Consider the following 25,714-nt stretch of genomic DNA (forward strand, 5'->3'; position numbering starts at 1 on the left):
TTACAAATATGATGAAAGTTGAGAGGCAAGCCAAGCTTGCTTGGGCTTGCCCGAGACGCATCTCATATTCTGCAAATATGATGAAAGTTGAGAGGCAAGCCAAGCTTGCTTGATCTTGCCCGAGACGCATCTCATATTCTGCAAATATAATGAAAGTTTGAGAGGCAAGCCAAGCTTGCTTGAATGTTTTTGATAAGCGAGCACAGCGGTGAACTTGTTTTAACTATGTCGAGCGAGGAAAACACCTTTTCCGATGCGCCTGGCATATTCTCCAGACTTGCATTTTTAACCATTGGAGTTTTTTATAAGAGGGATGTGGGTAAACGTTTTTTTGCCGGAAAAAGATGATGACAGATCCCTTCCGATAGTAAAAAAGATGTTTTTTACGGTTATTTATAAAAAAAACGGTATATTTGTGTTTTAGAACATAGTTCTATAACATTCATGGCCGGAAAGAAGAAAGATGTGATCGATATATCCTCCTCATTACCAGACATTTGGAGGATGTTGACGGACGCGGAACGCGAAATTTTGCGCAGTAACGCCCGAATAGTTCATTTTAAAAAGAATGAACTGATTTATCTTGAAGATGATACGCCCAGAGAACTGATGTGTCTTTTTTCAGGAAAAGTGAAAATTTTCAAAAGCGGAGTAGGCGGGCGTAGTCAGATTATCAGAATTATACGTCCGATACAATATTTTGGTTACAGGGCCTATTTTGCCCGCGAGAATTATGTGACTGCCGCCATGGCTTTCGAGTCCTGCGCAGTCTGTATGATCCCCATGGAGTTGATAGAGAGGTTTCTGCGGGAAAACGGCAATTTGGCCTTTTTCTTTATCCAGATGTTGTCGGTCGACCTTGGCATTGCCGATCAGCGGGTTGTCAATCTCACGCAAAAACATGTGCGGGGAAGACTGGCCGAATCGCTCCTGGCGTTGAAGGAAAGTTACGGCCTGGAAGAAGACGGTGCTACCATCAACATTTATCTGGCACGTGAGGATCTGGCCAGCCTCTCCAATATGACCACTTCCAACGCCATCCGGACCCTTTCCAATTTTGTGAATGAACGCATCATCGCCATCGACGGCAGAAAAATAAAGATCATAGATGAAGAGCGGCTCCACAAAATAAGCCGCATGGGATGAACGGTTTTTTAATTAAATTGTGACTTTGTTTTTCCTATTTTCGAATCGCATGCCTACCTTTGCGGTTCAATTCATTACGGAATGATCCAGAAAATAACCCGCTCCATACTCGCCGCCTATTACAGGCCGGTGAAAAAATTTGTAAAAGATCCGCTAGGAACACAACAACGAACCCTTGACTACTTGCTCGAGCATGGGCGGAATACGCTTTACGGAAAAAAAAACAACTTTCACTCCATTCGAAACAGCAGTGATTTTTCTACCCGGGTGCCGGTCATCTCGTACGAAGAGTTGCGCCCCTGGCTCGATAAAATAATCATCCATAAGCAGCGGGATGTGCTCTGGGATACGCCGGTGAAGTGGTTTGCCATGTCGTCGGGCACTACCGGTGAGAAGAGCAAATATATTCCTGTCACCCGGGAGTCCTTATACAATTGTAACTATCGCGCCGGTTATCATATGCTGGGAATCTACGCGCGTCATCATCCTGATACCGCATTCATATTGGGTAAGACATTGGTATTAGGGGGAAGCCAGCAAATCAACCGTATCGGTGGCGATATCTATACGGGCGATATATCAGCCATCCTGATGAAGAACCTTCCCGCGGCAGCGAAGAGAAGAAGAACGCCCGAAAGCATTGCCTTGTTGCCCGATTGGGAAGAGAAATTGCAAAAGTTGGCCGACTATGCTGTAAAGGCCGATATCCGGGCCCTGGTGGGCGTACCCTCCTGGATGTTGGTGTTGTTGAAAAAGATTGTGGAAGATACCGGCTGCGCCATCCCCGAGCTATGGCCCCACCTCGAAGTATTCTTCCATGGTGGTGTCGGATTTCTCCCGTTTCAGGAACAATATGAAAAACTGATACCCTCAGGGAAGATGCGATACTGGGAAACCTATAATGCTTCGGAGGGATTCTTCGGTGTGCAGTTTTCACCCGCTTCCAAAGATATGTTATTGTTGTTCGATAACGAGGTGTATTATGAATTTATTCCTTTCGGAGAGTGGGATAAGAGTAATCCGGTGGCCGTCCCCCTGAGCGGAGTGGAGACAGGTAAGCAGTACGCCCTGGTAATCTCGACCAGTGGAGGGCTTTGGCGTTACAGGATAGGAGATACGATTCAATTTACCTCCATCGATCCTTATCTTTTCAGGATTACAGGCCGTACCCAGCAGTTTATCAACGCGTTCGGTGAGGAGCTGATCGTTGACAATGCCGACAAAGCCATTGATGAAGCGTGTCGCCGTACCGGAGCAAAAGTGACTGAATATACGGCAGCGCCGGTCTATTTTGGAGAACAGGGCAATGGCGCCCACGAATGGCTCATTGAATTTGAAATCCCGCCCGCCGGCGATACTGACGAGTTCACCCGCATTCTCGATGAGAACCTCAAGCTGCTTAATTCCGACTACGAAGCAAAACGTTCTTATAATCTCTCATTGGGCATGCCGGTTGTGAAGGTCATGGAAAAAGACACTTTTTACAACTGGTTGAAATACAGGGGAAAAGCGGGAGGCCAGAATAAAGTGCCCAAGCTATCCAACGACCGGAAACATGTGGATAGTATCCTCGATTTTATCGTAAGCAACACTCAATAAATGGTGATTTCTGATGGGTGATGGGTGATTTTTTTATTGTGTCAAATCCTAAAATAGAATAAAAACTCCCGATCTGTTACCCATTAATGAGAAAGATTCAGTAAATTTGCACCCTAAAACCCACATGTGACGTAATGAGAATAAAACTGTGCCACTTTTTACTGCTCGCGTTGGTATTGAGCTCCTGCAACGAGTACAATAAGATTCTGAAAAGTACTGACAGAGACTTGAAATACAGTTATGCGAAAAAGTATTTCGAGGAAGGAAAATACAACCGTTCCATCACATTGCTTGAAGAGCTGGTTACCTTTATGAAAGGGACGGCCCAGGCCGAGGAGTCACTCTATCTCCTGGCTCAGAGTCATTACAACTCTAAAGATTATTATTCGGCCACACAGTGGTTCACATCTTACTATAACACCTATCCCAAGGGTGAATACGCCGAGCCGGCTCTTTTCTATTCAGCTTACGGCATGTATCTTGATTCGCCCGAGCCCCGCTTGGATCAGACAAAGACGTATACAGCCATCGCCGAATTCCAGAAATATATAGAACGCTATCCACAGACGGAAAGAGCCGAGCAGGCGAAGAACTATCTTTTCGAGTTGCAGGAAAAACTGGCGTATAAGGAATTGCTGGCTGCCCAACTCTATCTGAACCTTGGTAATTATATGGGAAATAATTACGAGTCTGCTGTGATCACAGCCCAAGAGGCGATGAAGAGCTATCCTTTCTCCAAATATCTGGAGGAGTACCAGATGACTATCCTGCGCGCCCGCTTTGAATATGCGCAGAATAGTACGTTACGGGCGCAACCCGAGCGTTACCGTTTGGTGGTCGATGAATATTTCAATTATAAGAATTCCTTCCCCGAAGGAAAATACACGGCTGAAGCCGACAGGTATTATCATGAAGCGCAGCAGAGAATAGATGTGCTTCCGGCTTCCGGATCAATGAAGTAAAATAGAAGAAAACAAGGCATATAATAAAAATGGATTACAAGAAAATTGCTGCAAGCACCAACACCGAGACACGCGATGTAATGAAAATGTCGGATCCGGTGGGTAACGTATATGAAATGGTGATGATCATCAGTAAGAGGGCAAACCAGTTGGCCGTTGAAATGAAACAGGATCTCGATGCCAAACTGCAGGAATTCGCTTCTTACAGCGATAATCTGGAAGAGGTGTTCGAAAACCATGAACAGATAGAGATATCGCGTTTCTACGAAAAATTACCCAAACCCTCTCTGTTGGCCATAGAAGAGTGGAAGGAAGGAGAGATTTATTATCGCAATCCGTCCAAGGAAAAAGAAATGTTCGGGTAGTATGTTGCAACGTGTACAAACGGTCTTTCTCCTCCTGGCAGCAGCAGCTATGCTGATTGCCTGCGTGACGCCTTTGGCGTTATTCCTCCATAATGCCGACCAGGCAGTGTTTGAGGCAATGGGTGTCTATCTGAACGGTCAACTCAACGACTCCACGTGGGGACTCTTTGTCATAGGTGCCGCCAGTTCGGTGCTGGCGCTTTTCACGGTCTTTCTCTACAAAAAAAGGATGTTGCAGATACGCTTCTCCATCTTCAATATCCTCCTCATGATAGGGTTTTATCTCTATTTCGGATTTATTGTATATCAACTCGCATCAGTGGAGAGCCTTCACTTTCAAAAAGTGGGTATAGGTATTATCATGCCTGTGATCGCCATTATCCTCACCATCCTTGCCATTCGGAGAATAGGCGCCGACGAAGCGCTGGTGCGGTCGCTCAACAGGCTTAGAAAGTAAGGGCGAAAATCTCGCACAATACCCTATTGTGAGGATAGCTTGTCAACTATTTATTGACGGGCTATCCTTTTTTATGGGATTCACACCATTTTAAATTGGATTTTTTTATACTTTTGTCAAAATTGATTTAATGATTTAATGATTTTGTTGATTTGAAATTTTGAATCTTGAATCTTGAATCCAAAAAATGAATGATATGGAACAAAAGAAATTACAGGGAACAATGAAATTCACGCTCGTGATATTTGTGGCGGCGCTGTTGTTAGAGTCATGCGGAAGCGTGCCGTTTACCGGCAGAAGGCAGCTTCAGTTAGTATCCAATGAAGAGGTGATGGCATTGAGCCTGCAACAGTATCAGGAGTTTATGCGTTCGGCTCCCGTTGAAAGAGGCACACCCAATGCACAGATGGTAAGCCGTGTCGGCACCCGGATCGCCAACGCGGTGAAAACTTTTTATACCAATAACGGTTATGCGTCGGAACTCGATAATTATGCGTGGGAGTTTAATCTGGTGAAGGAGAATAGTGTGAATGCCTTTGCCATGCCGGGCGGCAAGGTGGTCGTTTACACCGGCCTGCTCTCCGTCACCCAAACCGAAGAAGCATTGGCGGTGGTCATGGGACATGAAATAGCCCATGTGCTCGCCCGCCACTCCAATGAGAGATTGAGCCAACAAGTGGCCCTGCAATATGGAGGTGCCATCGCGGGAGGACTTTTGGGTAATTCGCAGGTCATGCAACAACTGGGAAGCACCGTCTTTGGCCTGGGAGCACAGTATGGAGTGATGATGCCCTATGCCCGGAAACACGAGTATGAAGCCGATGAGATCGGCCTCACGCTCATGGCCATAGCCGGTTATGATCCCCGGGTGGCCGTTCCTTTCTGGACAAGGATGGCACAACAATCAGGCGGATCCAAGGTTCCTGAAGCCTTGAGCACACACCCCAACGACAATAATCGCATCACCCGTATCGAGTCTGTCATGCCCAATGCATTGAAGTATTATAAAGGCGCGGGAGTGCAGAATAATACCCAAGAGCCCATTAAAACCAAGGTGACGGTACCGGCGGAAACCGGTAAGGCGAAGACCTCTAAAGAGTGGACTTTCTAATTTGGCCATTCTTCTTAAAATGGTTATCTTTGAGCAATAATTTAATATGCCGACATACCCGTCCCGACACGTCGGGACAGGTGACGACTCATGTGCCAATATGATTGGCAGTCAAAGGATTGTGGGCTCTGCCGGTGGGTGATTTTTGGCATATCCGCATATTGATCAATTAGCACTTTATATAAATATATGTCTCCCAAATTACCTAACGACGACGATATAAAAGAGAGAGAGGAAAGTATGGAAGAAGATGAAACCCTTCTTTCCTCCGAGTCTTTCTCCGGCTCCAAAGTGCCGGTAAGGCTGGGCGACGACAGCTCGCTCAACCTCTCCAAGATGTATCAGAATTGGTTCCTCGATTACGCTTCCTACGTGATCCTCGAACGTGCCGTGCCGCATATCTTCGATGGTCTCAAGCCGGTACAGCGCCGTATCCTGCACGCCATGAAGCGGATGGATGACGGCCGCTACAACAAGGTCGCCAATATCATCGGGACGACCATGCAATACCACCCGCACGGCGACGCTTCCATTGGCGACGCTCTGGTTCAGCTTGGACAGAAAGATCTGCTGATCGATTGTCAGGGTAACTGGGGGAATATCCTTACCGGCGACGGTGCTGCCGCGCCGCGTTATATCGAGGCGCGACTCAACAAATTTGCCCTTGAAGTGCTCTTCAATCCCAAGACTACCGAGTGGAAAGCATCTTATGACGGCCGGAACAAGGAGCCGGTCACGCTCCCCGCCAAATTCCCTCTCCTTCTGGTGCAGGGAGCGGAAGGGATCGCTGTGGGCCTCTCTTCCAAAATATTGCCTCACAACTTCAACGAGGTATGCGATGCCGCCGTAAATTACCTGAACGAGGAAGAGTTTACATTATATCCTGACTTCCAAACCGGAGGATATATCGACGTTGAGAAATACAACGATGGTGAAAGGGGTGGGTCGGTGAAGATCCGTACTACCATCTCAAAAATAGATAACAAGACCTTGGTCATAAAAGATATCCCTTACGGAAAGACTACCGCGGGGCTGGTGGACTCCATCCTTAAGGCGAACGACAAAGGGAAGATCAAGATCAGAAAGGTGGATGACATCACGGCGCAAAATGTGGAGATCCAGGTACAACTGGCCCCCGGCGTTTCTTCCGACAAGACGATCGATGCCCTCTATGCCTTTACCGATTGTGAGATCAGCATCTCTCCCAACTGCTGTGTCATTGACGACAACAGGCCGCATTTTCTTACCGTGAGCGACGTATTGCGCTCCTCCGTCGATACCACGCGGGAGCTGCTGCGCCGTGAGCTGGAGATCGAAAAAGGTGAAAAGCAGGAAGCGCTCCTTTTCGCGTCACTCGAAAAATTATTTATTGAAGAAAGGATCTACAAGGATAAGGAGTTCGAGAACGCGAAAAACATGGATATCGCCGTGGCGCATATCGATCAACGGCTCGAGCCCTATAAACCCTCTTTTCTTCGTGAAATCACCCGGGAGGACATCCTTAAGCTGATGGAGATCAGAATGGGACGTATCCTCAAATTCAACTCCGACAAGTCGGATGAGTTGATTGCCAAACTCAGGGAAGAGATCGGCGAGATCGATCATAACCTCAACCATTTGGTTGATTACACCATCGCATGGTTCCTGATGCTCAAAGAAAAGTATGGAAAGAATTTCCCGCGCCGCACCATCATCCGCAGTTTCGAGAATATCGAGGCCACCAAGGTGGTCGAAGCCAATGAAAAACTCTATATAAATCGTGAAGAGGGTTTCATTGGTACCGGCATGAAAAAGGACGAGTTTGTCTGCAACTGCTCCGATATCGACGATATCATTGTCTTCTTCAAGGACGGCAAATACAAGGTGGTGAAGGTGAGTGATAAGATGTTCGTCGGTAAAGGCATCCTCCATGCAGGGGTCTTTAAGCGGAATGATAAACGTACCATCTACAATGTGGTGTACCGCGATGGCAAGAAAGCGCCGCACTACATTAAACGGTTTGCCGTTATAGGCGTCAACCGCGACAAGGAATATGACCTGACCCGTGGTAAACCGGGCTCGCGCATCGCTTACTTTAGTGTTAATCCCAACGGAGAGGCCGAAACGATCAAGGTAATCCTCAAGCCTAAGCCGCGTATGCGTATCCTCCAGTTCGAGAAAGATTTCAGTGAGATAGAGATCAAGGGGAGACAAGCTATGGGGAATATTCTTACTAAAGCCGAGGTATACCGCATTCAGCTTAAACAGAAAGGGGTGTCAACGCTCGGCGGCCGCAAGGTGTGGTTCGACCCCGACGTCTTCCGCCTCAACTACGAAGGCAGTGGTAAATTCCTGGGTGAATTCCAGGGTGACGACATGATCCTGGTGGTCACTACCGAAGGCGAATACTATATCTGTAATTTCGACCTCACGAATCACTTTCCACATAATATACTCCATATTGGGAAGTTTGATGAACATAAGGTATGGACGGCGGCACTCTTTGACGCCGACCAGGGTTATGCCTATCTTAAACGGTTTACCTTTGAACCTTCTGAGAAACCGCTTCGCTTTGTGGGCGATAACGCCGATTCCCGCTTGTTCTTGCTCACCGATACGGTTTACCCAAGGGTGAAAGCCGTCTTTGGAGGGCATGACGACTTCAGGGAACCGCTGGAAATCGACGTGGAGGAATTTATCGGTGTGAAAAGTTACAAGGCAAAAGGGAAACGCGTATCCAATCATGAGGTGGTGAAGGTGGAGGAACTGGAACCGCTCCGTTTCCCCGAACCCGAAGAGGAGCCGCAACAGACAATGGAAGTGGAGATCGGTGAGGAGAACGGTGAAAATGGTGAACACGATATTTCCGATGCGGATCTGCGTGACCAGATCACTGGCCAGATGAAGTTGTTTTAACTCCGCAGAGACAAAAATAAGATGAAGAAAACAGCGCTATTGCTTAGTATATGGATGGGCGTTCTTTGCGTGACGGTTTCACAGGAGAATCGCTCACCTATGCTTCCGGCAAGCCCTGTCAACCAAGCCACCCTTTTGGGTGTCGGAAAAGCGTTTCTCAACGACAGCTACCTTTCGCCGCTTCAATATGGCGGAATCAGCCTGTCTCTCATGCATGACCGTATTCAGGGAACTCCCTGTTTTAACGGCAACCTGCTCCTGCAGCAACAGTTCCTCATACAGACGGCCATCACCAAAAATCCCACAGCCTCGGCGTCGGAATATTACGGCGATCTCGATTACCGGCTTACCGGGTTTTATCCACTGTTTGCCGGCTCCAATCTGAGGCTCTATGGTGGAGCAGGATGGGTAGCCTCACTGGGGGGTATATACAACGTGCGAAACTCCAATAATCCCGGTTCACTGAAGGTGTCTGCCAATCTCAACCTTTCGGCTATGGCTATCTACAACTGGAAGATACTCACCTTCCGGTGGCAGCTCGCCACGCCTTTTGCCGGTATGTTCTTTTCCCCTGAGTACGGACATTCTTATTACGAGATATTCACCCTCGGCAATAACAAAGGAACTATCCATTTCGGATCCTTCCATAACCAACAGGCATTGCGCAACTATTTGTCGGTCGATGTGCCTGTGTATAACATGACCCTCCGCGCGGCCTATCTGGGTGATTACTATAACACCCGGGTGAACGGGCTTGACACCAGGATTATATCCCATCAGTTCATGGTCGGTCTTGCCGTGGAGTCTCTCAATTTCGGGGGGAAAAAGGTGCGTGGTAATCCCTCGCTCCCATCTGTGTATTATTAGTGGAATGCAGAGCGGGAGAGGAGGTGACCGGGCAGAAAAGGAGGATTTGAAAATTGAATGGTTCGCGCGATTTGAATCCGATATCCCAAATATAAAAATATGCGATATAATTTTGATGAAATAGTAGATCGTTCCGGCACTGATGCCGTCAAACTGGAGAAGTTGAAGCCTGTCTTTGGGCATGAGGATCTTATCCCGCTCTGGGTGGCCGACATGGATTTCAAGTCCCCCCCCGCTATCATAGAAGCGCTGAGACAACGTGTGGAGCATGGTCTCTTTGGTTATACCCTTCCTTCGGAGGCGTATGCTTCTTCTATTGTCAATTGGCTCGAAAGACGCCACCGTTGGCAGGTACAAGAGCAGCATGTCAACTTTGTACCCGGAGTGGTCAAAGGATTTGCTTTTGCCATCGATGAATTTACAGCGAAAGGTGATAAAATCATCATCCAGCCGCCTGTGTATCATCCATTCCGTATTGTCACCGCGTCTCTTGGGCGTGAGGTGGTCCACAATCCGCTTATTCTCGAGAATGGGCGGTACAAGATGGATTTCGAAGGTTTGCGCGGGATCGTTTCGGATAGCGACTGCAAGATGTTAATCCTTTGTAATCCTCATAACCCGGGTGGCAGGGCCTGGTCACCCCAAGAATTGGGAGAGTTGGCGGATATCTGCCACGAGAATAACATACTGGTCGTTTCCGACGAGATACATGCCGATATGGCGTTGCCGGGATACCGGCACACACCCTTTGCTTCGGTGTCCGCAAAGGCGGAAGAGATCTCGCTCACACTTATGGCACCCAGCAAAACATTCAATATTGCCGGCATTGTCAGCTCATTCGCGGTCATCCCCAACAAAACAATCAGGGAAAGATACCTTGCCTATCTCGAACCGCGTGAGTTGCAGCAGGGCACTATCTTTGCTTTCACCGCCACCCGTGCCGCCTACGACGAATGTGAGGAGTGGCTCGACCAGATGCTTGATTATGTGCAGGCCAACATCGATTTTGTGAATGATTATCTACAAGAGAATATCCCGCAGATAAAGGCAATCATGCCCCAAGCCTCTTTCCTGGTATGGCTCGACTGTCGCGCGCTTAACCGGTCACAACCGGAACTTGTAAATCTTTTCGTGGAAAAAGCCCGCCTGGCGTTAAACGACGGCGCTATGTTCGGCCCGGGCGGAGAGGGGTTCATGCGTCTTAATGTGGGATGTCCGCGAGCCATCCTTGAAAAGGGATTAAATAATTTAAAAAAAGCAGTACACCCCTAAACATCGGGGCCGCTCAGTTGTTTAAGAAGGATGGAAAGGAGTGGGAAAGAGGGAAAGTCATGGTTGCAATCGGACAACTTACGAAACTTGAAATACAATTATAATTTATAAATAAGAAACAATGCGAATCACGGACAACAAATATGTCACCGTTACCTATGACCTTAATGTGGGTGAAGGTGAGGAACGGGAATTGATGGAACGGGCAACAGCCCAGCAACCGCTGGAATTTATTTTCGGCACAAACTCCATGCTCGAAGCCTTCGAGAATCAACTAAGAGGGCTTTCCCAAGGTGATAAATTCTCTTTCCGGCTCACTCCGGAAGAGGCTTATGGTGATTACGACGATGCCAAGGTGGTTGAACTGCCCAAAAATATCTTCGAAATTGATGGGAAAATCGATGAAGGAGTGCTCTTTGAGGGGAATACCCTTCCCATGATGGACTCTTCCGGAAACCGCCTTGACGGGTCTGTGGTTTCAGTCGGCGATGATGTGGTTATTATGGACTTTAATCATCCGCTGGCAGGTGAGATCATGCATTTCGAAGGAACCGTGATGGGCGTGCGGGAAGCCTCCGTCGAAGAGATCGCCGCTCTTTTTTCCGGGGGCGGTTGCGGTTGTGGATCCGGCGGTTGCGGTTCGGCGGATGAAGGTGGCTGTGGCTGCGGTTCTTCCGGCGAAAGTCAGGCCGGAGGCGGAGGCTGTGGTTGTGGGGCGGGTGGTTGCGGAAGTTGCTGATTCCGCTTTCATCACTTAATCGAAATAGCGCCGGCGATGCCGACACGGGATTAGTTTATCGGAAACGCTCGGCCTGCCCGGACTGCAAGGAGAGTCAAATTATACAACCCCATGTTATTATCATTAGACTTGTCACTCCCAATCACCAATCCTACGGTGCAGTTTCTGATCCTGTTCGTGATCGTGTTATTTGCGCCCATCCTGTTCAATAAGATCAGAATACCTTCTCTGATGGGACTTATCATCGCCGGGGCTGTGATCGGTCCCTATGGGGCAGGGTTGATGTTACGGGACAGTAACATGATCATGTTGGGTAACGCGGGGTTGCTCTATATCATGTTCCTTGCCGGCATAGAGATTGACGTGGCCGAATTCAGGAAGAACAGCTCAAAGAGTTTGGTGTTCGGAATGCTCACTTTCTCCATTCCCATGATCATCGGCACCTTTGCGGGCTTGTACCTGCTCAACCTCACACTTATTTCATCCATACTGCTGGCAAGTATGTTTGCTTCCCATACGTTGGTGGCCTATCCTATCATCAGTAAACTGGGAGCGGGAAAGAACAGGGCGGTGACTGTCGCGGTAGGAGGGACAATGATCACCGACACGCTGGCACTGCTGGTGCTGGCCGTTATTGTCAGCATGAATGAGGGACAGGTCACCCCGGCCTTCTGGACAGAGATGACCCTCTCGTTGGTCCTTTTTTCACTGGTCGTCGTTTTTCTTTTTCCCGTTGTCGGAAGATGGTTCTTCAAGAAATTTCATGACAGCACCTCGCAATTCATTTTTGTGCTGACGATGATATTCCTTGGCGGGTTTTTGGCCGAACTGGCCGGAATTGAGGCGATCATCGGGGCTTTCCTCGCCGGACTTTCCATGAACAGGCTTATCCCTCATGTTTCTTCATTGATGAACAGGATCGGCTTCGTGGGAAACGCCATCTTTATTCCCATATTCCTCATCAGTGTGGGGATGCTTATTGATTACCATGCCTTTATCACTGGATTCGAAACCCTTAAAGTGGCAGCGGTAATGACAGTGGTGGCCATTCTTGCCAAGTTTCTGGCTGCATGGGCTACACAAAAGATTTACGGTTATACCAAAGCCGAACGCATGCTTATCTTCGGACTCAGCAACGCCCAGGCAGCCGCCACCTTGGCCGCAATAATGGTGGGACACAGGGTGGGCTTACTCGATGATAGTATCCTCAACGGCACGATTGTCATGATCCTTGTCACATGCACTATCGCCTCTTTCCGTGCACAAAAGGGGGCTGTGGAGGTCTCCCTCTCAGAGGGGGTGGTAAAAGAGGAAGAAGGGAATCCGGACGAACGTATCCTTATTCCTGTCGCCAATAAAGACACGCTCAGAGACTTGATCGATCTTAGCCTGACGATAAAATCCAAGGCGAATGTCGACAACCTTTACGCGCTCAATATCATCAAAAGTAATGAGTCCACACCTGAGACGGAGAAAGCTTCGGAAAAATTACTTGAAGAGGCTGTTCTGCTGGGTGCCGGCGCCGACACAGTCATTCAGCCTCTGCAACGTTACGACATGAACATACTCAACGGAATCCTGGGAGTAGTGAAAAAATATGCTATCACCGATATTGTGATGGGACTTCACGTGAAGCAGGAGATATCGGAGTCTTTCCTTGGCAATCTCGTGGAAGGAGTGCTTCATAAGTGTCAATCCACTCTTTTCGTGTATAAAGCCATACAGCCATTGGGTACGATTAAACGCAGGCTGGTTATCATCCCTCCCAATGCCGAGAAAGAGGTCGGTTTTTCACTCTGGTTGTCCAAAATATGGAATTTAGGCCGTAACTCGGGCGGGAAACTAAGTTTCCACGCCGCCGATGAGGTCCTCGATATCCTTCGCTATGTGCGCAAGAAACATCCTATAGATGCGGAATTTAATGCGTTTAGTGATTGGAAAGAACTTGCCGGGCTGGCAAAAGAGGTCGGAAAAGATGATGGATTGGTTATCGTGATGAGCCGCCAGCGGAAGATATCCTATGATCCTGCTATGCGTAATATCCCCGATTACATCAACAAGCATTTCAAAGATAGCAATTTTATGTTGCTTTATCCGGTACAATCCACCTCCGTGGAAGATTATCACAACGATATGATCAATGCCTCACTGATAACGCCTGTTCGCAACCAGGATGGATTGGGTGCCACCTTTGATAAGCGATAATACTTTGATATACTGCGCCCGACAACGGGTAATTGGTCATTTGGTAATTAGTAATTTTAAAGATGAACACATTCGGAACAATATTCAGGTTGACATCCTTCGGAGAGTCGCATGGCGCGGCGGTGGGAGGTGTGATCGATGGCTGCCCTCCGGGATTGGAGCTTGATATGGATTTTATACAGTCGGAGCTCGACAGACGTCGTCCCGGTCAGTCCCGTATCACTACCCCGCGTAAGGAGGCGGACAAAGTGGAATTTCTTTCGGGAGTATTTGAAAATAAAACTACCGGCGCTCCTATCGGTTTCATCGTGAGGAACGAAAACCAGCAGTCGTCTGATTACGATAACATCAAAGAGGCTTTTCGCCCCTCACATGCCGATTTCACCTATCAGGAGAAGTATGGTATCCGCGACTATCGTGGTGGAGGACGATCGTCGGCGCGGGAGACCATTGCCCGTGTGGTGGCCGGTGCTGTGGCGAAAATTTACCTCCGTCGTCTCAATATAGACATCACAGCCTATACTTCACAGGTGGGCGATATCGCATTGGAGAACGATTACAGGATATACGACCTTTCACGCGCGGAAGATAATTTTGTCCGTTGTCCCGATCCTCATGTCGCGGAACAGATGATCAAATTGATTCAGGAAGTACGCTATCAGGGAGACACCATCGGCGGAACCATCACCGGTGTGATCAAAGGGACACCGGTGGGATGGGGTGAACCGGTATTTGGTAAACTCCATGCCATGCTCGGCTCGGCCATGTTGAGCATCAACGCTGTCAAAGGGTTCGAGTATGGCTCCGGTTTCGATGTGGCCGAGCGCGGTTCCCGGGTGAATGACTCTTTTTATAACGACAATGGCAGGGTGGCTACCCGCACTAACTATTCGGGTGGCATTCAAGCCGGTATTTCCAATGGGCAGGATATCTATTTCCGTGTAGCCTTCAAGCCGGTTTCCACTATCCTGCGGGAGCAGCGGACGGTGGATATGCAAGGCAACGACACGATCATTAAGGCACGCGGACGACACGACCCTTGTGTGCTGCCCCGCGCGGTACCCATTGTCGAAGCCATGGCGGCTATCACCCTTCTGGATGCTTGTCTGCTCTCGAAAGCTACAGCACCGCTTCATCCGTGATTTGAACGGTGAAAACGGGAATTCCCCCGAAGGGGAGAAGTAAAACAGCGAATCATGGAAAAACAGAGGGTTATGGAAAAACAGGAGGTTATGGGAAAGAAGCGGATCAAGGGAAAGATGGTGATTCTACTTTCGATGATGATGTTATCCCCGGTCTTCGCGCGGGAAATCAGTATGCCTCCTGAAGCGGTTTATACCGCAGAAGACCGGCTGATATTCGATCGTTACATTGCCTATGTCGGCCCGTGGCGATCAGCGCCTACTGACAGCCTGCTTGAAAAGACAGCTCTTTTCTTTTTGAATTTTCCTTATCGATCCCATACGCTGGAGATGCCCGGAGAGGAGAAGTTGGTGGTCAACCTGCGCGAATTCGACTGTACCACTTTCGTCGAATCGGTCATCGCGCTGGTTCGTACCGCCCGTTCGCAGAGCCCCGGTTTTGATATTTTCCTCCACGAGTTGCAACGTATCCGCTATCGCGAGGGCGACCTGCGAGGATATGCCTCACGGCTTCATTATACATCCGACTGGTTTTATGATAACGAGAAGAAAGGGTTCTTGAAAAACAGCTCCGCCGGATTAGGCGGTATCCGTGAGGAGAAAACGATCGATTTCATGACTACCCATCGCAACGCTTACCGGCAATTGAAGAACGACGAAGTGCTGCTTCAGGAGATGCAAGTGATAGAAAACGGCATCAATGAGCGGAATGGATTATATTATCTGCCCAAAGAGTGTATAGCCGGTAAGGCCTCCCTGATCCCGCATATGTCCATGATTGCCTTTACCACCAGTATTAAAGGGCTTGACGTCACCCATGTGGGATTTGCCTTTCAGGAGGAGGGCCGGCTCACTTTTATACATGCCTCATCCACGCGGGAAAAAGTGGTGATCGATCAAAAAACGCTCAGCGACTACTGTGCCGGTCAACCTTCCTGTACCGGCGTCGCCATCGCGGAAGTACTATAGTCTCAGACTAAAAACACCTTTCCGCCATTCCTGCGCTCCACCTTTTTTCCTTTCTCAAGAATACTGATTTTCCGGTTTTTCCTTCATTTCTGCTGTAGGTGGCACCTTGGCCGGTAGCGGCCGAAGTATCGACCGGTACATCTCCGCGTTGCGCAGCACCTCCACGGCCTTGTCGTACACCTTGTCGTCCGACAATTGATGCAAAAGTACTCCCTTCTTATAATAGAAGCGCTGCACGATCTCCGATTCGATCATGCTCGCAATATCCTTTTTGAAGAGTTCCAGGTCCCGATCCAGATTGGCATGTAACTTTGCTTCCAACGCCGCGAATTCTTCCTTGGCTACGTCCATATATCCTTCGAATTCCATCATACTCTTCAACTGTTGCAGCGTGCGTTCGCTCAACTGGTCGTATTCGAAATCCCGGTTCTTCACAAATTCCTTGAACGCTTCGTAATCGCTCTCCGAAAGCCTGAACTGGTGGGGTGGGGCAATCTCTTTGTGTTGTTGCACCCACTCTGTCACATAATCAAAGATTACATGGTCTGCCATCAGATAGTAGGCGATGGTTCCCCCGGCAGGCTGCGGAATGGTGATGTCGGGCGTGATTCCACCTCCGTCACGTACTTCACGGCCGTTACGCGTCTTAAATACATTGGTCAGCGAGTCGGGCACCCGCGCCACGCTTCCGTCGGGGTTGCGGTGCGAGTAATCCAGCGCCTGGATGCAGCGCCCACTCGGTATGTAATATTTTGAAGTGGTAATTTTGATGTTTCCACCGTATGGCAGATCGCGTGGCGTTTGCACCAATCCTTTTCCGAACGACCGGTTACCGACTATCACCGCCCTGTCGAGATCCTGAAGACCTCCCGCCACGATTTCTGACGCCGATGCCGAGCCGGTATCGATCAATACCACGATAGGTATAATCTCATCCAACGGCTGATTGCGTGTCAGGTAGGTTCTGTCCCACTGTTTTACCTTTCCTTTGGTCGATACGATCTCTTCTCCTTTCGGCACAAACAGGTTCACCACATCCACCGCCTCGTCCAGGATACCCCCGCCGTTACCGCGCAGGTCCATGATCAACGAGGTGGCTCCCTTTTGCTTCAAATCCTGTACCGTTTTCTTTACCCGGTCGGCACTTCGCGTCGTAAAACTCCCGAAATGAAGATAACCGATCTTATCATCCGTGACGCCCGCATAGGTGATGGGATCGATTTCTATCTTCTCTCTCACGATCTTCAGTGTCCGATCCTTCTTTTCTCCGGGTCGCCGGATCGTCAATTCAAGCGAGGTGCCCGGTGTTCCTTTCAGCTTGTCGCTTACCTCTTTCACCGTCGATTTCCGCATATCTTTTCCGTCTACCGCAAGGATGGCGTCACCCGCTTTCAGGCCTGCCTTATCCGCCGGCAGTCCCTCATGGGGTTCATTGATCACCACCTGTCCGTTGTGATAAGATATGATCGCCCCGATACCTGCATACTCGCCCGTGGTCATAAACTGAAGGTCTTCCATATTCTCTTCCGCGTAATATTCGGTATAAGGATCCAAACGCGTCAACATATTGCGGATACTGTTCTGTACCAAATTATTCACCTCCACGCTGTCCACGTAAAACATGTCCAGCTCACGCAGTACCGAGTTGAAGATGTCAATATTCTTATTGATGTCGAAATAACGTTGATTTTTATTATCTGCCGGTGACTGCGCTGCCGCTTGCAATGTTATAAAAACCACCAGCACGCAAAGAACAATTTTTCTCATATAATATAATTGATTCATTTTTTTATTTCAAAATTCAGCTACGCGGATTGGTAATTCACATCCATGATTGGTGATCCCGGATTCGGAATTTCCACCTCCCTTTTCCACCGTCCCCCAATCATATGTCGACTTCCCCTCCTTCTCAAGGGGCAAAGGAACAAATTTTTGATGAAAATGAAATATAGTTTTAGTTATATGTTTATAAATCCATGTTTCTGTCAGGATGTAACTTCCATTTATTGTAGTCCGTTTTTTATTAGTCTGTTTTTTTTTGCATGTAAACCGCGCGTGCCTCGCAACAAAAGCAGTCGGTTTGTTGTTATCTTTGAAGTTTTTCAGATTAATTCGTGTTTATGAAGACCCTGCTTCGTTATCTATTTCTGCCTCTACTTACAGTATTGCTTATTTTTATTGCCACCTGTCTCATCTCATCTTCCCGGATGCCCGGTATGCCCGAAGGTTTTCCGTGGGATAAGTTGGTGCATTTTGGTATGTTTTTTGCGCTTTCCGCCGTCTCGTTGATCGATTATTACAGGTTATGCAAGGGAAACCCGCCCACTTTGCGATGGATTTTCTGGGGCTTTTTCATTCCCGTGCTTTATGGAGGAGGTATTGAGTTGATGCAGAAATATTTCTTCGTGTCGCGCAGTGCGGAATGGGGTGATTGGATCGCCGATATTCTCGGTTCGCTCCTTGCGACGGTAGTAGTAATTATTTCCCTCAAAAAACGACGATATTCGGAAAAAAATATATCTTTGTAAAGTCGAACATGTTTAAAAAGGTTATAACATCCGAAAATATAGCTGATTGGTCTTGAACTTTTAGATGGAACCGCCCGACGGTGGTCCTATGGCGCTCTCCTCTCCGCGGGGGAAGTGGTGATATTGCAATTTACCGCCAGTTGATGGCATATCTGTTATTGCGAGTTCCATACAAACCTTGGTGTGAATAATTAAATGAATGAATGAAGTATGAAATATGAAGATTTAAAAATTCTCGATGAGTTACGCGAAAAAGGGAGTATTTCCGAAGAGGAATATCAACGCGAGAAAGAAAAAATTCTCAATGATCGGGAAAACACCTTGGGTAATGCCCGTAAGAAGCCTTTGTTCGGGCTCGAGGAAAACACTTATCTGATGCTTATGCACCTTGCTCAATTTGCAGGAGCTATCGTTCCGTTGGCCGGTTTCATCATTCCTATCCTGATGTGGACTATCCACAAAGATGCGAATGCCAATGTTGACAAGCATGGTAAGAATATCCTCAATTGCATGATCAGTTACGCTATTTATGCCGTCGTACTCTGTATCACTGTGATCGGTATCCCTGTGGCTGTGGTGTTGGGCCTGCTTTACGCCGTTTTTGTGGTGATTGCCACTGTCAAAGCCAATAACGGGGAGTACTGGAAATATCCGTTTACGATTCAATTCATTAAATAAAAACCAATGGTGCAGGAACAACTTGTTAATTATTCCAATGTGCAACTCAACCGTGAGGAAAATATTATCCTCCGCCATGTCAATCTTACTGTCAATCGCGGCGACTTCCTCTATGTCATCGGCAAGGTCGGTTCCGGAAAAAGCACCCTGATGAAAAGTATGTATGCCGAGCTTCCCATCGAGGAGGGGAGCGCGCGGGTATTCGATTATGAACTGGCCGCCATCAAACGACACCTGATTCCTTTCCTTCGTAGAAAGATAGGAATTGTCTTTCAGGATTTTCAACTGCTTATCGACCGTACTGTGGAGAAGAATCTGGAGTTTGTGCTGCGTGCCACCGGCTGGAAGAACCGCCGTGAGATCAGGGACCGCATCAATGAGGTGTTGGTCCAGGTCGGCATGCAGAATAAGACCTATAAGATGCCGCACGAACTATCGGGTGGGGAACAGCAACGTGTGGTGATTGCCCGTGCCCTGCTCAATTCGCCCGCCCTCATACTGGCCGATGAGCCGACCGGCAACCTCGACCCCGAAACCGGAAGCCAGATCGTCGCCCTCCTGCAGGAAATATCCGGCCGCGGTACTGCCGTCATCATGTCCACCCACAATTACTCCATCGTGCAGGCCTTCCCCGGCAAGATCATGCGTTGTGAAAATGCGTCCCTTATCCCTATGTGATTCAATTGCTGATTACTAATTACCAATTACCAATTACTAATTACTAATTACCAATTACCAATTACTAATTACCAATTACTAATTACTAATTACCAATTTCTTCATTTTTCATTCTTCACTCTTCACTCTTCACTCTTCACTCTTCATTCTTCACTCTTCATTTTTCCCTCTTCATTTTTCCCTCTTCATTTTTCCCTCTTCCCTCTTCATTCTTCATTTTTCATTCTTCATTCTTCACTCTTCATTCCTCATTCTTCATTCTTCATTCTTCACTCTTCACTCTTCATTCTTCACTCTTTTCCACCTTTCCGCGATCCATTATTCCTAATTTTTTCCTACCTTTGCAACTTCGAAAAATTCATTTACGTTAAACAATTCACAATCGTGGCCGATACAAAGTATATTTTTGTTACAGGTGGAGTAGTTTCCTCGCTGGGAAAAGGAATTATTGCCTCGTCGTTGGGTAAGTTGTTGCAGTCAAGAGGTTATAAAGTCACTATTCAGAAGTTCGACCCCTATATCAATGTCGACCCCGGAACCCTTAACCCCTATGAGCATGGCGAGTGCTATGTGACTGTGGACGGGCATGAGGCCGACCTCGACCTGGGACACTACGAACGTTTCCTCAACATACAGACCACCAAGGGGAATAACATCACCACCGGACGGATTTATCAGAGTGTGATCCAGAAGGAGCGGCGCGGCGACTACCTTGGCAAGACCGTACAGGTCATTCCCCACATTACCGATGAAATCAAGCGCAATGTCAAGTCGCTCGGCGTGAAGAGTAAGTTCGATTTTGTTATCACCGAGATCGGGGGAACGGTGGGTGACATCGAATCCACCCCTTTCCTGGAAGCCGTACGCCAGCTTCGTTGGGAGCTCGGACGCAACTGCTTCTGCCTCCATCTCACCTATGTGCCTTATATCGCAGCTGCGGGAGAAGTCAAGACCAAGCCCACGCAACACTCCGTCAAGGAATTGCAGTCGCTCGGTATCCAACCCGACATGCTGGTGCTCCGCACGGATCGTAATCTCAACAAAGATATTCTCGACAAGGTGGCCCTTTTCTGTAATGTGGAACAGGGCGCCGTGATGCAGTCGGTAGATGTCTCCAGCATCTATGAAGTGCCTATCATGATGCAGAAGCAGGGCATGGACGAAGTGGTACTGCGTAAAATGAATATGCCTGTGGAAGGCAACGCCGACTTGGATGCATGGAATGCTTTCCTTCAGAAACGTAAAAGCGCCAAGAAAGAGGTCTGCATCAAATTGGTGGGGAAATATGCCGAATTGCCCGATGCGTACAAATCGATCAACGAGGCGCTTTCTCAGGCGGCTATCTATAACGACAGGAAGCTGAAGTTGGATCTCTGCCATTCGGAGAAGATCACTGAAGAGAACGTTGGAGAGACACTGCGGCATGCCGACGGCATTGTCGTTGCCCCCGGCTTCGGCCAGCGGGGTATCGAGGGGAAATACCTCGCGTTGCGTTATGCCCGGGAAAATGACATACCTACTTTCGGTATCTGCCTCGGTATGCAATGTATGGTCATTGAGTATGCCCGCTCTGTCCTGAATATTCCGGGCGCCAACTCCACCGAGTTCGATCCTAAGGCAACCGATAAGGTGATCGACCTGATGGAAGAGCAGAAGCATATTACCAATATGGGGGCTTCCATGCGTCTTGGGGCTTACGACTGTTCCATTAAGAAAGGGTCGCTGACATACAAAGCCTACGGTAAGACCAAGGTGAGCGAACGCCATCGCCACCGCTATGAGTTCAATAACCTTTATAAAGAACGGTTCGAGGCTGCCGGCATGAAATGTACCGGTATCAATCCTGATTCGGAACTGGTGGAAGTGGTGGAAGTGCCCCATCTCCGATGGTACCTCGGCACCCAGTTCCACCCCGAATACAACAGCACCGTTATTTCACCCAATCCGCTATTCATGAGTTTCATGCAAGCTGCGGCGGAATTACACGATGCACGAAAAAAATAAAAACTGATAATGGATAAAAATACAGTCACAGGATTGCTGCTTATCACAGCCATCATTATTGCTTTCACTATTTACAACAGGCCCAATCGTGAACAGATTGAGGCACAGCGGCGCATGCGCGACTCCCTCGCAATGGTGGAAGTGGAACGCGCGCAACTCGAAGCACAACAAAAGAGAACAGATGCACAGACTGACACGGCCCTGCCGGGGAGGGGAGGGGATGCCGTCGCCGATTTTTTCAGTGCAGGTTCCTTCTCATCGTCCGCGGATACTTCCATCGTTTCTGTAGCGGAACAAAGTGAGGATTCCGTGACTTTAGCGATGCGGCCTGCCGCCTCTTCGTCGGTTCAGGAAGAAACCGTTGTGCTGGAGAACGAAAAGATACGAGTTCTTCTCAGCAAGCGTGGTGGCTCCATCCAGTCGGTACAAATTAAGGAATATCTTCACCACACCGGCGAAAATCTCTTGTTGTTCAATGGGCCTCATGAGGCGCGTTTCAATCTTAACCTGTTCAACCGCAACAGTGTCCATCTCTCCACCGAAGACCAGATCTTTACTCCTGTTGCGGGGGGTGACCCTCATTCTGTCACCATGCGCCTGCAACAAAGTCCCGATCAATATATCGATTTTGTATATACCCTTCCGCCCGATGAATACATGATGGATTTCGAGGTGCGTCTGGCGGGCATGAAGAATGGTCTTCACCCGGAAAGCCTCACCAATTTCCGTATGAACTGGGAGCAGAAGATCCGTCAACAGGAGAAGGGACGCACCTTCGAGAATCGTTTCACTCGTATCCACTATAAATATGACAAACAGGATGTACAGAAGATGAGTGAATCCAGGAACGATCGAAAGGAACTTTCAGAACCGTTGAAGTGGTTCTCGTTCAAGGACCAGTATTTTACTTCCATCATTATCGGTAAGCAACCTTTCAGTAACACCATCCTGAGTTCTCAGGTGCTTAACGATCCCGATTACACCAAATATTACAAGGCTGAAGGGTGGGTGCCCGCCATGGTAAGCCCCGATAGCGACCTGCTTACCGCGGGCTTTAGCTACTACTTCGGACCGGTGCACTACAATACGCTCAAGGCATACGACAAGGATGTCGCCCACAATACAGACAAGCTGCAGTTGCAGGAGAATGTATATCTCGGTTACCGTTGGCTCAGTTGGGTTAACAAGTGGTTTGTGATTCCTGTTTTTAATTTCTTCCTCTCCCTCAACTGGGGTATGGGATTGATTATCCTGATACTCACCCTTATGGTGAAACTGATCACGCTGCCCCTTACTTACAAGTCGTTTATGTCATCGGCCAAGATGAGGGTGCTTCGTCCTCAGATTCAGGAGTTGGAGAAGAAATACCCGGGTAATGACCAGGAGATGATGATGAAGCGGCAACAGGCCACTATGGAGCTTTACAACAAGGCGGGTGTCAATCCCATGAGCGGTTGTCTTCCCATGTTGATACAGATGCCCGTACTGCTGGCTCTCTTCTTTTTCTTCCCGGCGGCCATCGAGTTGCGCCAGCAGGGTTTCCTTTGGGCAGACGACCTGTCCACCTACGACTCCCTTATATCATGGAGCGGCAATATTCCACTGATCACCCGTTTCCTGGGTAATCACATCAGCATATTCTGCCTGCTGATGACCGCGGTGAACGTCTTCTATACCAAGTACAACATGTCGATGACCGACACCGGTTCGCAGGCAATGTCGGGGATGAAGTACATGCCCATATTCATGTCCGTCTTCATGTTCTTCTTCCTCAACTCTTATCCCGCCGGATTGAACTATTACTATTTTCTTTCCACGCTGATCACTATCGGGCTTACTCTCGTCATGAAGCAGGTGATCGACGAAAATAAGATCCTGGCGCAGTTAGAAGCCAACAAGAAGAAACCCAAAAAGAAGTCGGGCTTTATGGCGCGTCTTGAAGAAGCGCAGAAGATGCAGGAGAAGATGGCACGCGAAAAAGCCAAGGAGAATGCCAAACGCAATGTTCGCCGTTAAGAAGAATCTCCGGATAAGCAGGTATCACCCTTTTATCCGGAGTTTTTATTCCCCGGGGAGAAATGCTACACACACCCTGAATTTTCAGCAATAGATGAATGTCATTGAACTTATTTTTCCCATATTTGTTTTTTATTTGGTAAGACGATATTTAGTTTTTAAAAGATATCCACATGAGTCAAGAAGATAAAGTACTTGAATATGATGAGGACGATTCTCTGCGTTTCATACGTGAGAACCTGCCTGAAGAGATGCAGGATGAGTTCTCGGATGACGAGATCAATTACATTGTAGATCTGATTTATGATTTCTACGAGGAAAAGGGCTATCTCGATAATGATGACGATGATTCCGAGGTTGAAATCAATGAGGAAGAACTACTGGAATATATCGACCGGAATGCCCGGAAAAATAAAGAGGTATTGGGAAGAGATTATACTCAAGAGCAGATTGAAGCCATCGTGGCAGGTGAGTTGGCCTATTGCGACACGCTCAATCTGTTCGATTAAACAACATAGATTAATTAAAAACAACGGACTATGAGACAATTTTCTAAATTATTTGCCATGGGCGTTTTAGGAGGCGCGTTGGTGTTATCAGGTTGTGGAACAAGCAATACGGTGAAAGGTGGAGGTATCGGAGCCGGCACCGGCGCGGCTGTTGGCGCCGGAATTGGAGCCATTGCCGGAGGAGGCAAGGGAGCCGCCTGGGGTGCCGGTATAGGGGCTGTGCTGGGAGGTACTGCCGGAGCGATTATCGGTAATAAGATGGATAAGCAGGCTGCCGAACTCGAGCAGATCGAAGGAGCTCAGGTGGAGAAAGTCAACGAAGGCGAAGCCATCAAGGTCACTTTCGAGTCGGGTATCCTTTTCGCCACCAATTCGAGCACATTGAACACCGCTTCACGCACTTCACTCGACAAGTTTGCTACTTCGCTGCAAAACAATCCCGATACCGACGTGAAGATATACGGCCATACCGACAGCACGGGTAGTGACGCTATCAACAATCCTCTGTCGCAACGCCGGGCCGAATCGGTATATAATTATCTGGTATCTAAAGGAGTTTCCGGCGCTCGTATGGTATCCGAAGGCTTCGGTTCCACGCAGCCGGTGGCCGACAACAATACGGTAGCCGGTCGTGCACAAAATCGCCGTGTGGAAGTGTATATTCTTCCCAATGCCAAGATGATCCGCGAGGCACAGGAACAGGCACGATAAGTTTATCGTGAGGTTTGATTTACTTAACTTACTTTTCTAAGTTTGCGTTTTTGAATCGCGCTGCCTTTACCGCCAGCGCGATTTTTTCTCACAGGTGAGTCTATGGCGGAAGATTTACACATCCCCTATGGGGTATCCAAAGAGGGAATATATAAAGCGTTATATCCCCAGTTGCAGGCATTGGTGGAAGGAGAACCCGACCTCATTGCCAATATGGCGAATATCACGTCTGTACTCAAGGAGGCGTTCCGCTTTCTCTGGGTCGGTTTTTACCGTGTATGGGGAGAACAACTGGTGCTCGGCCCTTTTCAGGGACCACCGGCCTGTACCCGGATCAATTATGGAAAAGGAGTCTGCGGCACTGCCTGGAAAGAGGAACGTACCCTTATTGTCCCCGATGTCGATAAGTTTCCCGGACATATCGCCTGCAGCCGTTGGTCGCGTTCAGAGATCGTTGTGCCGGTGAGACAGGGAGGTGCTGTTACCGCAGTGCTGGATGTCGACAGTGACCGGCTCGGTCATTTCGACGAAACCGATGCTTTCTATCTGGGGGAAATAATTGAACTATTTCGTTAATTTTTCGTTCGGATATTTTGCAGTCACAAAACAAAAAAGTATCTTTGCACTGCAATTCCAACGCGAGACTTGGTTGGTGGTGGTAGAGCATCACCTTGCCCCAAAGGAAAATGAAACGAACCTTGGCAAGGAGTGCCTGCAGAGTGGTTTGGTTGAGCATGTGGAATATTATTGCGGAAGTAGCTCAGTTGGTAGAGCATCACCTTGCCCCAAAAGGAAAATGAAACTAACCTTGGCAAGGAGTGCCTGCAGAGTGATTGGGTGAGCATGTGGAATATTATTGAG

Annotated in this window: 22 protein-coding genes; 21 read left to right on the forward strand and 1 reads right to left on the reverse strand. The window is 48.3% G+C overall.

The window, feature by feature from the left end; all coding sequences use genetic code 11:
* Positions 1-444: 444 nt before the first annotated feature.
* From D7D25_RS10960 to D7D25_RS11020, 13 genes are all read left to right on the forward strand, one after another.
* Complete coding sequence (locus D7D25_RS10960; RefSeq protein WP_122968997.1) at positions 445-1,146, forward strand: Crp/Fnr family transcriptional regulator; 702 nt, start codon at positions 445-447, stop codon at positions 1,144-1,146.
* Positions 1,147-1,227: 81 nt separating this feature from the next.
* Positions 1,228-2,745: a GH3 auxin-responsive promoter family protein gene (locus tag D7D25_RS10965; RefSeq protein ID WP_122968998.1), complete on the forward strand. Its 1,518-nt coding sequence runs from the start codon at positions 1,228-1,230 to the stop codon at positions 2,743-2,745.
* Positions 2,746-2,879: 134 nt separating this feature from the next.
* Positions 2,880-3,707, forward strand: coding sequence for an outer membrane protein assembly factor BamD (locus tag D7D25_RS10970; protein ID WP_122968999.1), 828 nt, complete (start codon positions 2,880-2,882; stop codon positions 3,705-3,707).
* 29 nt (positions 3,708-3,736) lie between these two features.
* Positions 3,737-4,072: a DNA-directed RNA polymerase subunit omega gene (locus D7D25_RS10975; RefSeq protein WP_019539715.1), complete on the forward strand. Its 336-nt coding sequence runs from the start codon at positions 3,737-3,739 to the stop codon at positions 4,070-4,072.
* A 1-nt stretch (position 4,073) separates the two neighbouring features.
* Positions 4,074-4,529, forward strand: coding sequence for a DUF4293 domain-containing protein (locus D7D25_RS10980; RefSeq protein WP_122969000.1), 456 nt, complete (start codon positions 4,074-4,076; stop codon positions 4,527-4,529).
* 196 nt (positions 4,530-4,725) lie between these two features.
* Entirely contained in the window at positions 4,726-5,640 is a 915-nt protein-coding gene (locus D7D25_RS10985) for a M48 family metallopeptidase (RefSeq protein ID WP_122969024.1), read from the forward strand.
* Positions 5,641-5,829: 189 nt separating this feature from the next.
* A complete protein-coding gene (locus D7D25_RS10990) occupies positions 5,830-8,535 on the forward strand; it encodes a DNA gyrase/topoisomerase IV subunit A (RefSeq protein WP_122969001.1) in 2,706 nt (901 codons plus the stop codon).
* A gap of 21 nt (positions 8,536-8,556) precedes the next feature.
* Positions 8,557-9,402, forward strand: a complete 846-nt coding sequence (locus D7D25_RS10995) for a DUF3316 domain-containing protein (RefSeq protein ID WP_122969002.1) — start codon at positions 8,557-8,559, stop codon at positions 9,400-9,402.
* 99 nt (positions 9,403-9,501) lie between these two features.
* Positions 9,502-10,674 carry a MalY/PatB family protein gene (locus D7D25_RS11000; RefSeq protein WP_122969003.1) on the forward strand — a complete coding sequence of 391 codons (1,173 nt, stop codon included), beginning with the start codon at positions 9,502-9,504 and terminating at the stop codon, positions 10,672-10,674.
* 121 nt (positions 10,675-10,795) lie between these two features.
* Complete coding sequence (locus tag D7D25_RS11005) at positions 10,796-11,413, forward strand: peptidylprolyl isomerase (protein ID WP_122969004.1); 618 nt, start codon at positions 10,796-10,798, stop codon at positions 11,411-11,413.
* Between the two features lie 111 nt (positions 11,414-11,524).
* The gene (locus tag D7D25_RS11010; RefSeq protein ID WP_122969005.1) at positions 11,525-13,618 is read left to right on the forward strand and encodes a cation:proton antiporter; all 2,094 of its coding nucleotides are present in this window, start codon (positions 11,525-11,527) and stop codon (positions 13,616-13,618) included.
* 62 nt (positions 13,619-13,680) lie between these two features.
* Positions 13,681-14,760: a chorismate synthase gene (aroC, locus tag D7D25_RS11015; protein ID WP_122969006.1), complete on the forward strand. Its 1,080-nt coding sequence runs from the start codon at positions 13,681-13,683 to the stop codon at positions 14,758-14,760.
* A 54-nt stretch (positions 14,761-14,814) separates the two neighbouring features.
* Entirely contained in the window at positions 14,815-15,729 is a 915-nt protein-coding gene (locus D7D25_RS11020; RefSeq protein WP_122969007.1) for an N-acetylmuramoyl-L-alanine amidase-like domain-containing protein, read from the forward strand.
* A gap of 54 nt (positions 15,730-15,783) precedes the next feature.
* Here D7D25_RS11020 and D7D25_RS11025 read toward each other — a convergent pair whose 3' ends face one another.
* On the reverse strand, positions 15,784-17,496 hold the full coding sequence (locus D7D25_RS11025) for a S41 family peptidase (protein ID WP_255417270.1): 1,713 nt from the start codon (positions 17,494-17,496) through the stop codon (positions 15,784-15,786).
* A 353-nt stretch (positions 17,497-17,849) separates the two neighbouring features.
* On the opposite strand from D7D25_RS11025, the gene D7D25_RS11030 reads away from it, so the two are divergent.
* The 8 genes from D7D25_RS11030 (at position 17,850) to D7D25_RS11070 (ending at position 25,429) form a co-directional block, all read left to right on the forward strand.
* Positions 17,850-18,257 (forward strand): VanZ family protein, encoded by a 408-nt coding sequence (locus D7D25_RS11030; RefSeq protein ID WP_122969009.1) that lies wholly within the window; start codon positions 17,850-17,852, stop codon positions 18,255-18,257.
* A 210-nt stretch (positions 18,258-18,467) separates the two neighbouring features.
* Positions 18,468-18,935, forward strand: coding sequence for a DUF4870 domain-containing protein (locus D7D25_RS11035; RefSeq protein ID WP_122969010.1), 468 nt, complete (start codon positions 18,468-18,470; stop codon positions 18,933-18,935).
* A gap of 6 nt (positions 18,936-18,941) precedes the next feature.
* Positions 18,942-19,613 carry a cell division ATP-binding protein FtsE gene (locus D7D25_RS11040; protein ID WP_122969011.1) on the forward strand — a complete coding sequence of 224 codons (672 nt, stop codon included), beginning with the start codon at positions 18,942-18,944 and terminating at the stop codon, positions 19,611-19,613.
* A 384-nt stretch (positions 19,614-19,997) separates the two neighbouring features.
* On the forward strand, positions 19,998-21,617 hold the full coding sequence (locus tag D7D25_RS11050; RefSeq protein ID WP_122969012.1) for a CTP synthase: 1,620 nt from the start codon (positions 19,998-20,000) through the stop codon (positions 21,615-21,617).
* 9 nt (positions 21,618-21,626) lie between these two features.
* Positions 21,627-23,633 carry a membrane protein insertase YidC gene (yidC, locus tag D7D25_RS11055; RefSeq protein WP_122969013.1) on the forward strand — a complete coding sequence of 669 codons (2,007 nt, stop codon included), beginning with the start codon at positions 21,627-21,629 and terminating at the stop codon, positions 23,631-23,633.
* A gap of 173 nt (positions 23,634-23,806) precedes the next feature.
* The gene (locus tag D7D25_RS11060) at positions 23,807-24,142 is read left to right on the forward strand and encodes a hypothetical protein (protein WP_122969014.1); all 336 of its coding nucleotides are present in this window, start codon (positions 23,807-23,809) and stop codon (positions 24,140-24,142) included.
* A gap of 30 nt (positions 24,143-24,172) precedes the next feature.
* On the forward strand, positions 24,173-24,853 hold the full coding sequence (locus D7D25_RS11065; RefSeq protein WP_122969015.1) for an OmpA family protein: 681 nt from the start codon (positions 24,173-24,175) through the stop codon (positions 24,851-24,853).
* Positions 24,854-24,955: 102 nt separating this feature from the next.
* Positions 24,956-25,429 (forward strand): GAF domain-containing protein, encoded by a 474-nt coding sequence (locus tag D7D25_RS11070; RefSeq protein WP_122969016.1) that lies wholly within the window; start codon positions 24,956-24,958, stop codon positions 25,427-25,429.
* Positions 25,430-25,714: the final 285 nt, after the last annotated feature.

Origin of the sequence: Proteiniphilum sp. X52, from assembly GCF_003712195.1 — a bacterium.
GTDB lineage: Bacteria > Bacteroidota > Bacteroidia > Bacteroidales > Dysgonomonadaceae > Proteiniphilum.

Excerpts from the sequence above, each read along its gene's own strand:
- D7D25_RS10960 (WP_122968997.1), top strand. The coding sequence starts at position 445 with ATGGCCGGAAAGAAGAAAGATGTGATCGATATATCCTCCTCATTACCA.
- D7D25_RS10965 (WP_122968998.1), top strand. The coding sequence starts at position 1,228 with ATGATCCAGAAAATAACCCGCTCCATACTCGCCGCCTATTACAGGCCG.
- D7D25_RS10970 (WP_122968999.1), top strand. The coding sequence starts at position 2,880 with ATGAGAATAAAACTGTGCCACTTTTTACTGCTCGCGTTGGTATTGAGC.
- D7D25_RS10975 (WP_019539715.1), top strand. The coding sequence starts at position 3,737 with ATGGATTACAAGAAAATTGCTGCAAGCACCAACACCGAGACACGCGAT.
- D7D25_RS10980 (WP_122969000.1), top strand. The coding sequence starts at position 4,074 with ATGTTGCAACGTGTACAAACGGTCTTTCTCCTCCTGGCAGCAGCAGCT.
- D7D25_RS10985 (WP_122969024.1), top strand. The coding sequence starts at position 4,726 with ATGGAACAAAAGAAATTACAGGGAACAATGAAATTCACGCTCGTGATA.
- D7D25_RS10990 (WP_122969001.1), top strand. The coding sequence starts at position 5,830 with ATGTCTCCCAAATTACCTAACGACGACGATATAAAAGAGAGAGAGGAA.
- D7D25_RS10995 (WP_122969002.1), top strand. The coding sequence starts at position 8,557 with ATGAAGAAAACAGCGCTATTGCTTAGTATATGGATGGGCGTTCTTTGC.
- D7D25_RS11000 (WP_122969003.1), top strand. The coding sequence starts at position 9,502 with ATGCGATATAATTTTGATGAAATAGTAGATCGTTCCGGCACTGATGCC.
- D7D25_RS11005 (WP_122969004.1), top strand. The coding sequence starts at position 10,796 with ATGCGAATCACGGACAACAAATATGTCACCGTTACCTATGACCTTAAT.
- D7D25_RS11010 (WP_122969005.1), top strand. The coding sequence starts at position 11,525 with ATGTTATTATCATTAGACTTGTCACTCCCAATCACCAATCCTACGGTG.
- aroC (WP_122969006.1), top strand. The coding sequence starts at position 13,681 with ATGAACACATTCGGAACAATATTCAGGTTGACATCCTTCGGAGAGTCG.
- D7D25_RS11020 (WP_122969007.1), top strand. The coding sequence starts at position 14,815 with ATGGAAAAACAGAGGGTTATGGAAAAACAGGAGGTTATGGGAAAGAAG.
- D7D25_RS11025 (WP_255417270.1), bottom strand. The coding sequence starts at position 17,496 with ATGAGAAAAATTGTTCTTTGCGTGCTGGTGGTTTTTATAACATTGCAA.
- D7D25_RS11030 (WP_122969009.1), top strand. The coding sequence starts at position 17,850 with ATGAAGACCCTGCTTCGTTATCTATTTCTGCCTCTACTTACAGTATTG.
- D7D25_RS11035 (WP_122969010.1), top strand. The coding sequence starts at position 18,468 with ATGAAATATGAAGATTTAAAAATTCTCGATGAGTTACGCGAAAAAGGG.
- D7D25_RS11040 (WP_122969011.1), top strand. The coding sequence starts at position 18,942 with ATGGTGCAGGAACAACTTGTTAATTATTCCAATGTGCAACTCAACCGT.
- yidC (WP_122969013.1), top strand. The coding sequence starts at position 21,627 with ATGGATAAAAATACAGTCACAGGATTGCTGCTTATCACAGCCATCATT.
- D7D25_RS11060 (WP_122969014.1), top strand. The coding sequence starts at position 23,807 with ATGAGTCAAGAAGATAAAGTACTTGAATATGATGAGGACGATTCTCTG.
- D7D25_RS11065 (WP_122969015.1), top strand. The coding sequence starts at position 24,173 with ATGAGACAATTTTCTAAATTATTTGCCATGGGCGTTTTAGGAGGCGCG.
- D7D25_RS11070 (WP_122969016.1), top strand. The coding sequence starts at position 24,956 with ATGGCGGAAGATTTACACATCCCCTATGGGGTATCCAAAGAGGGAATA.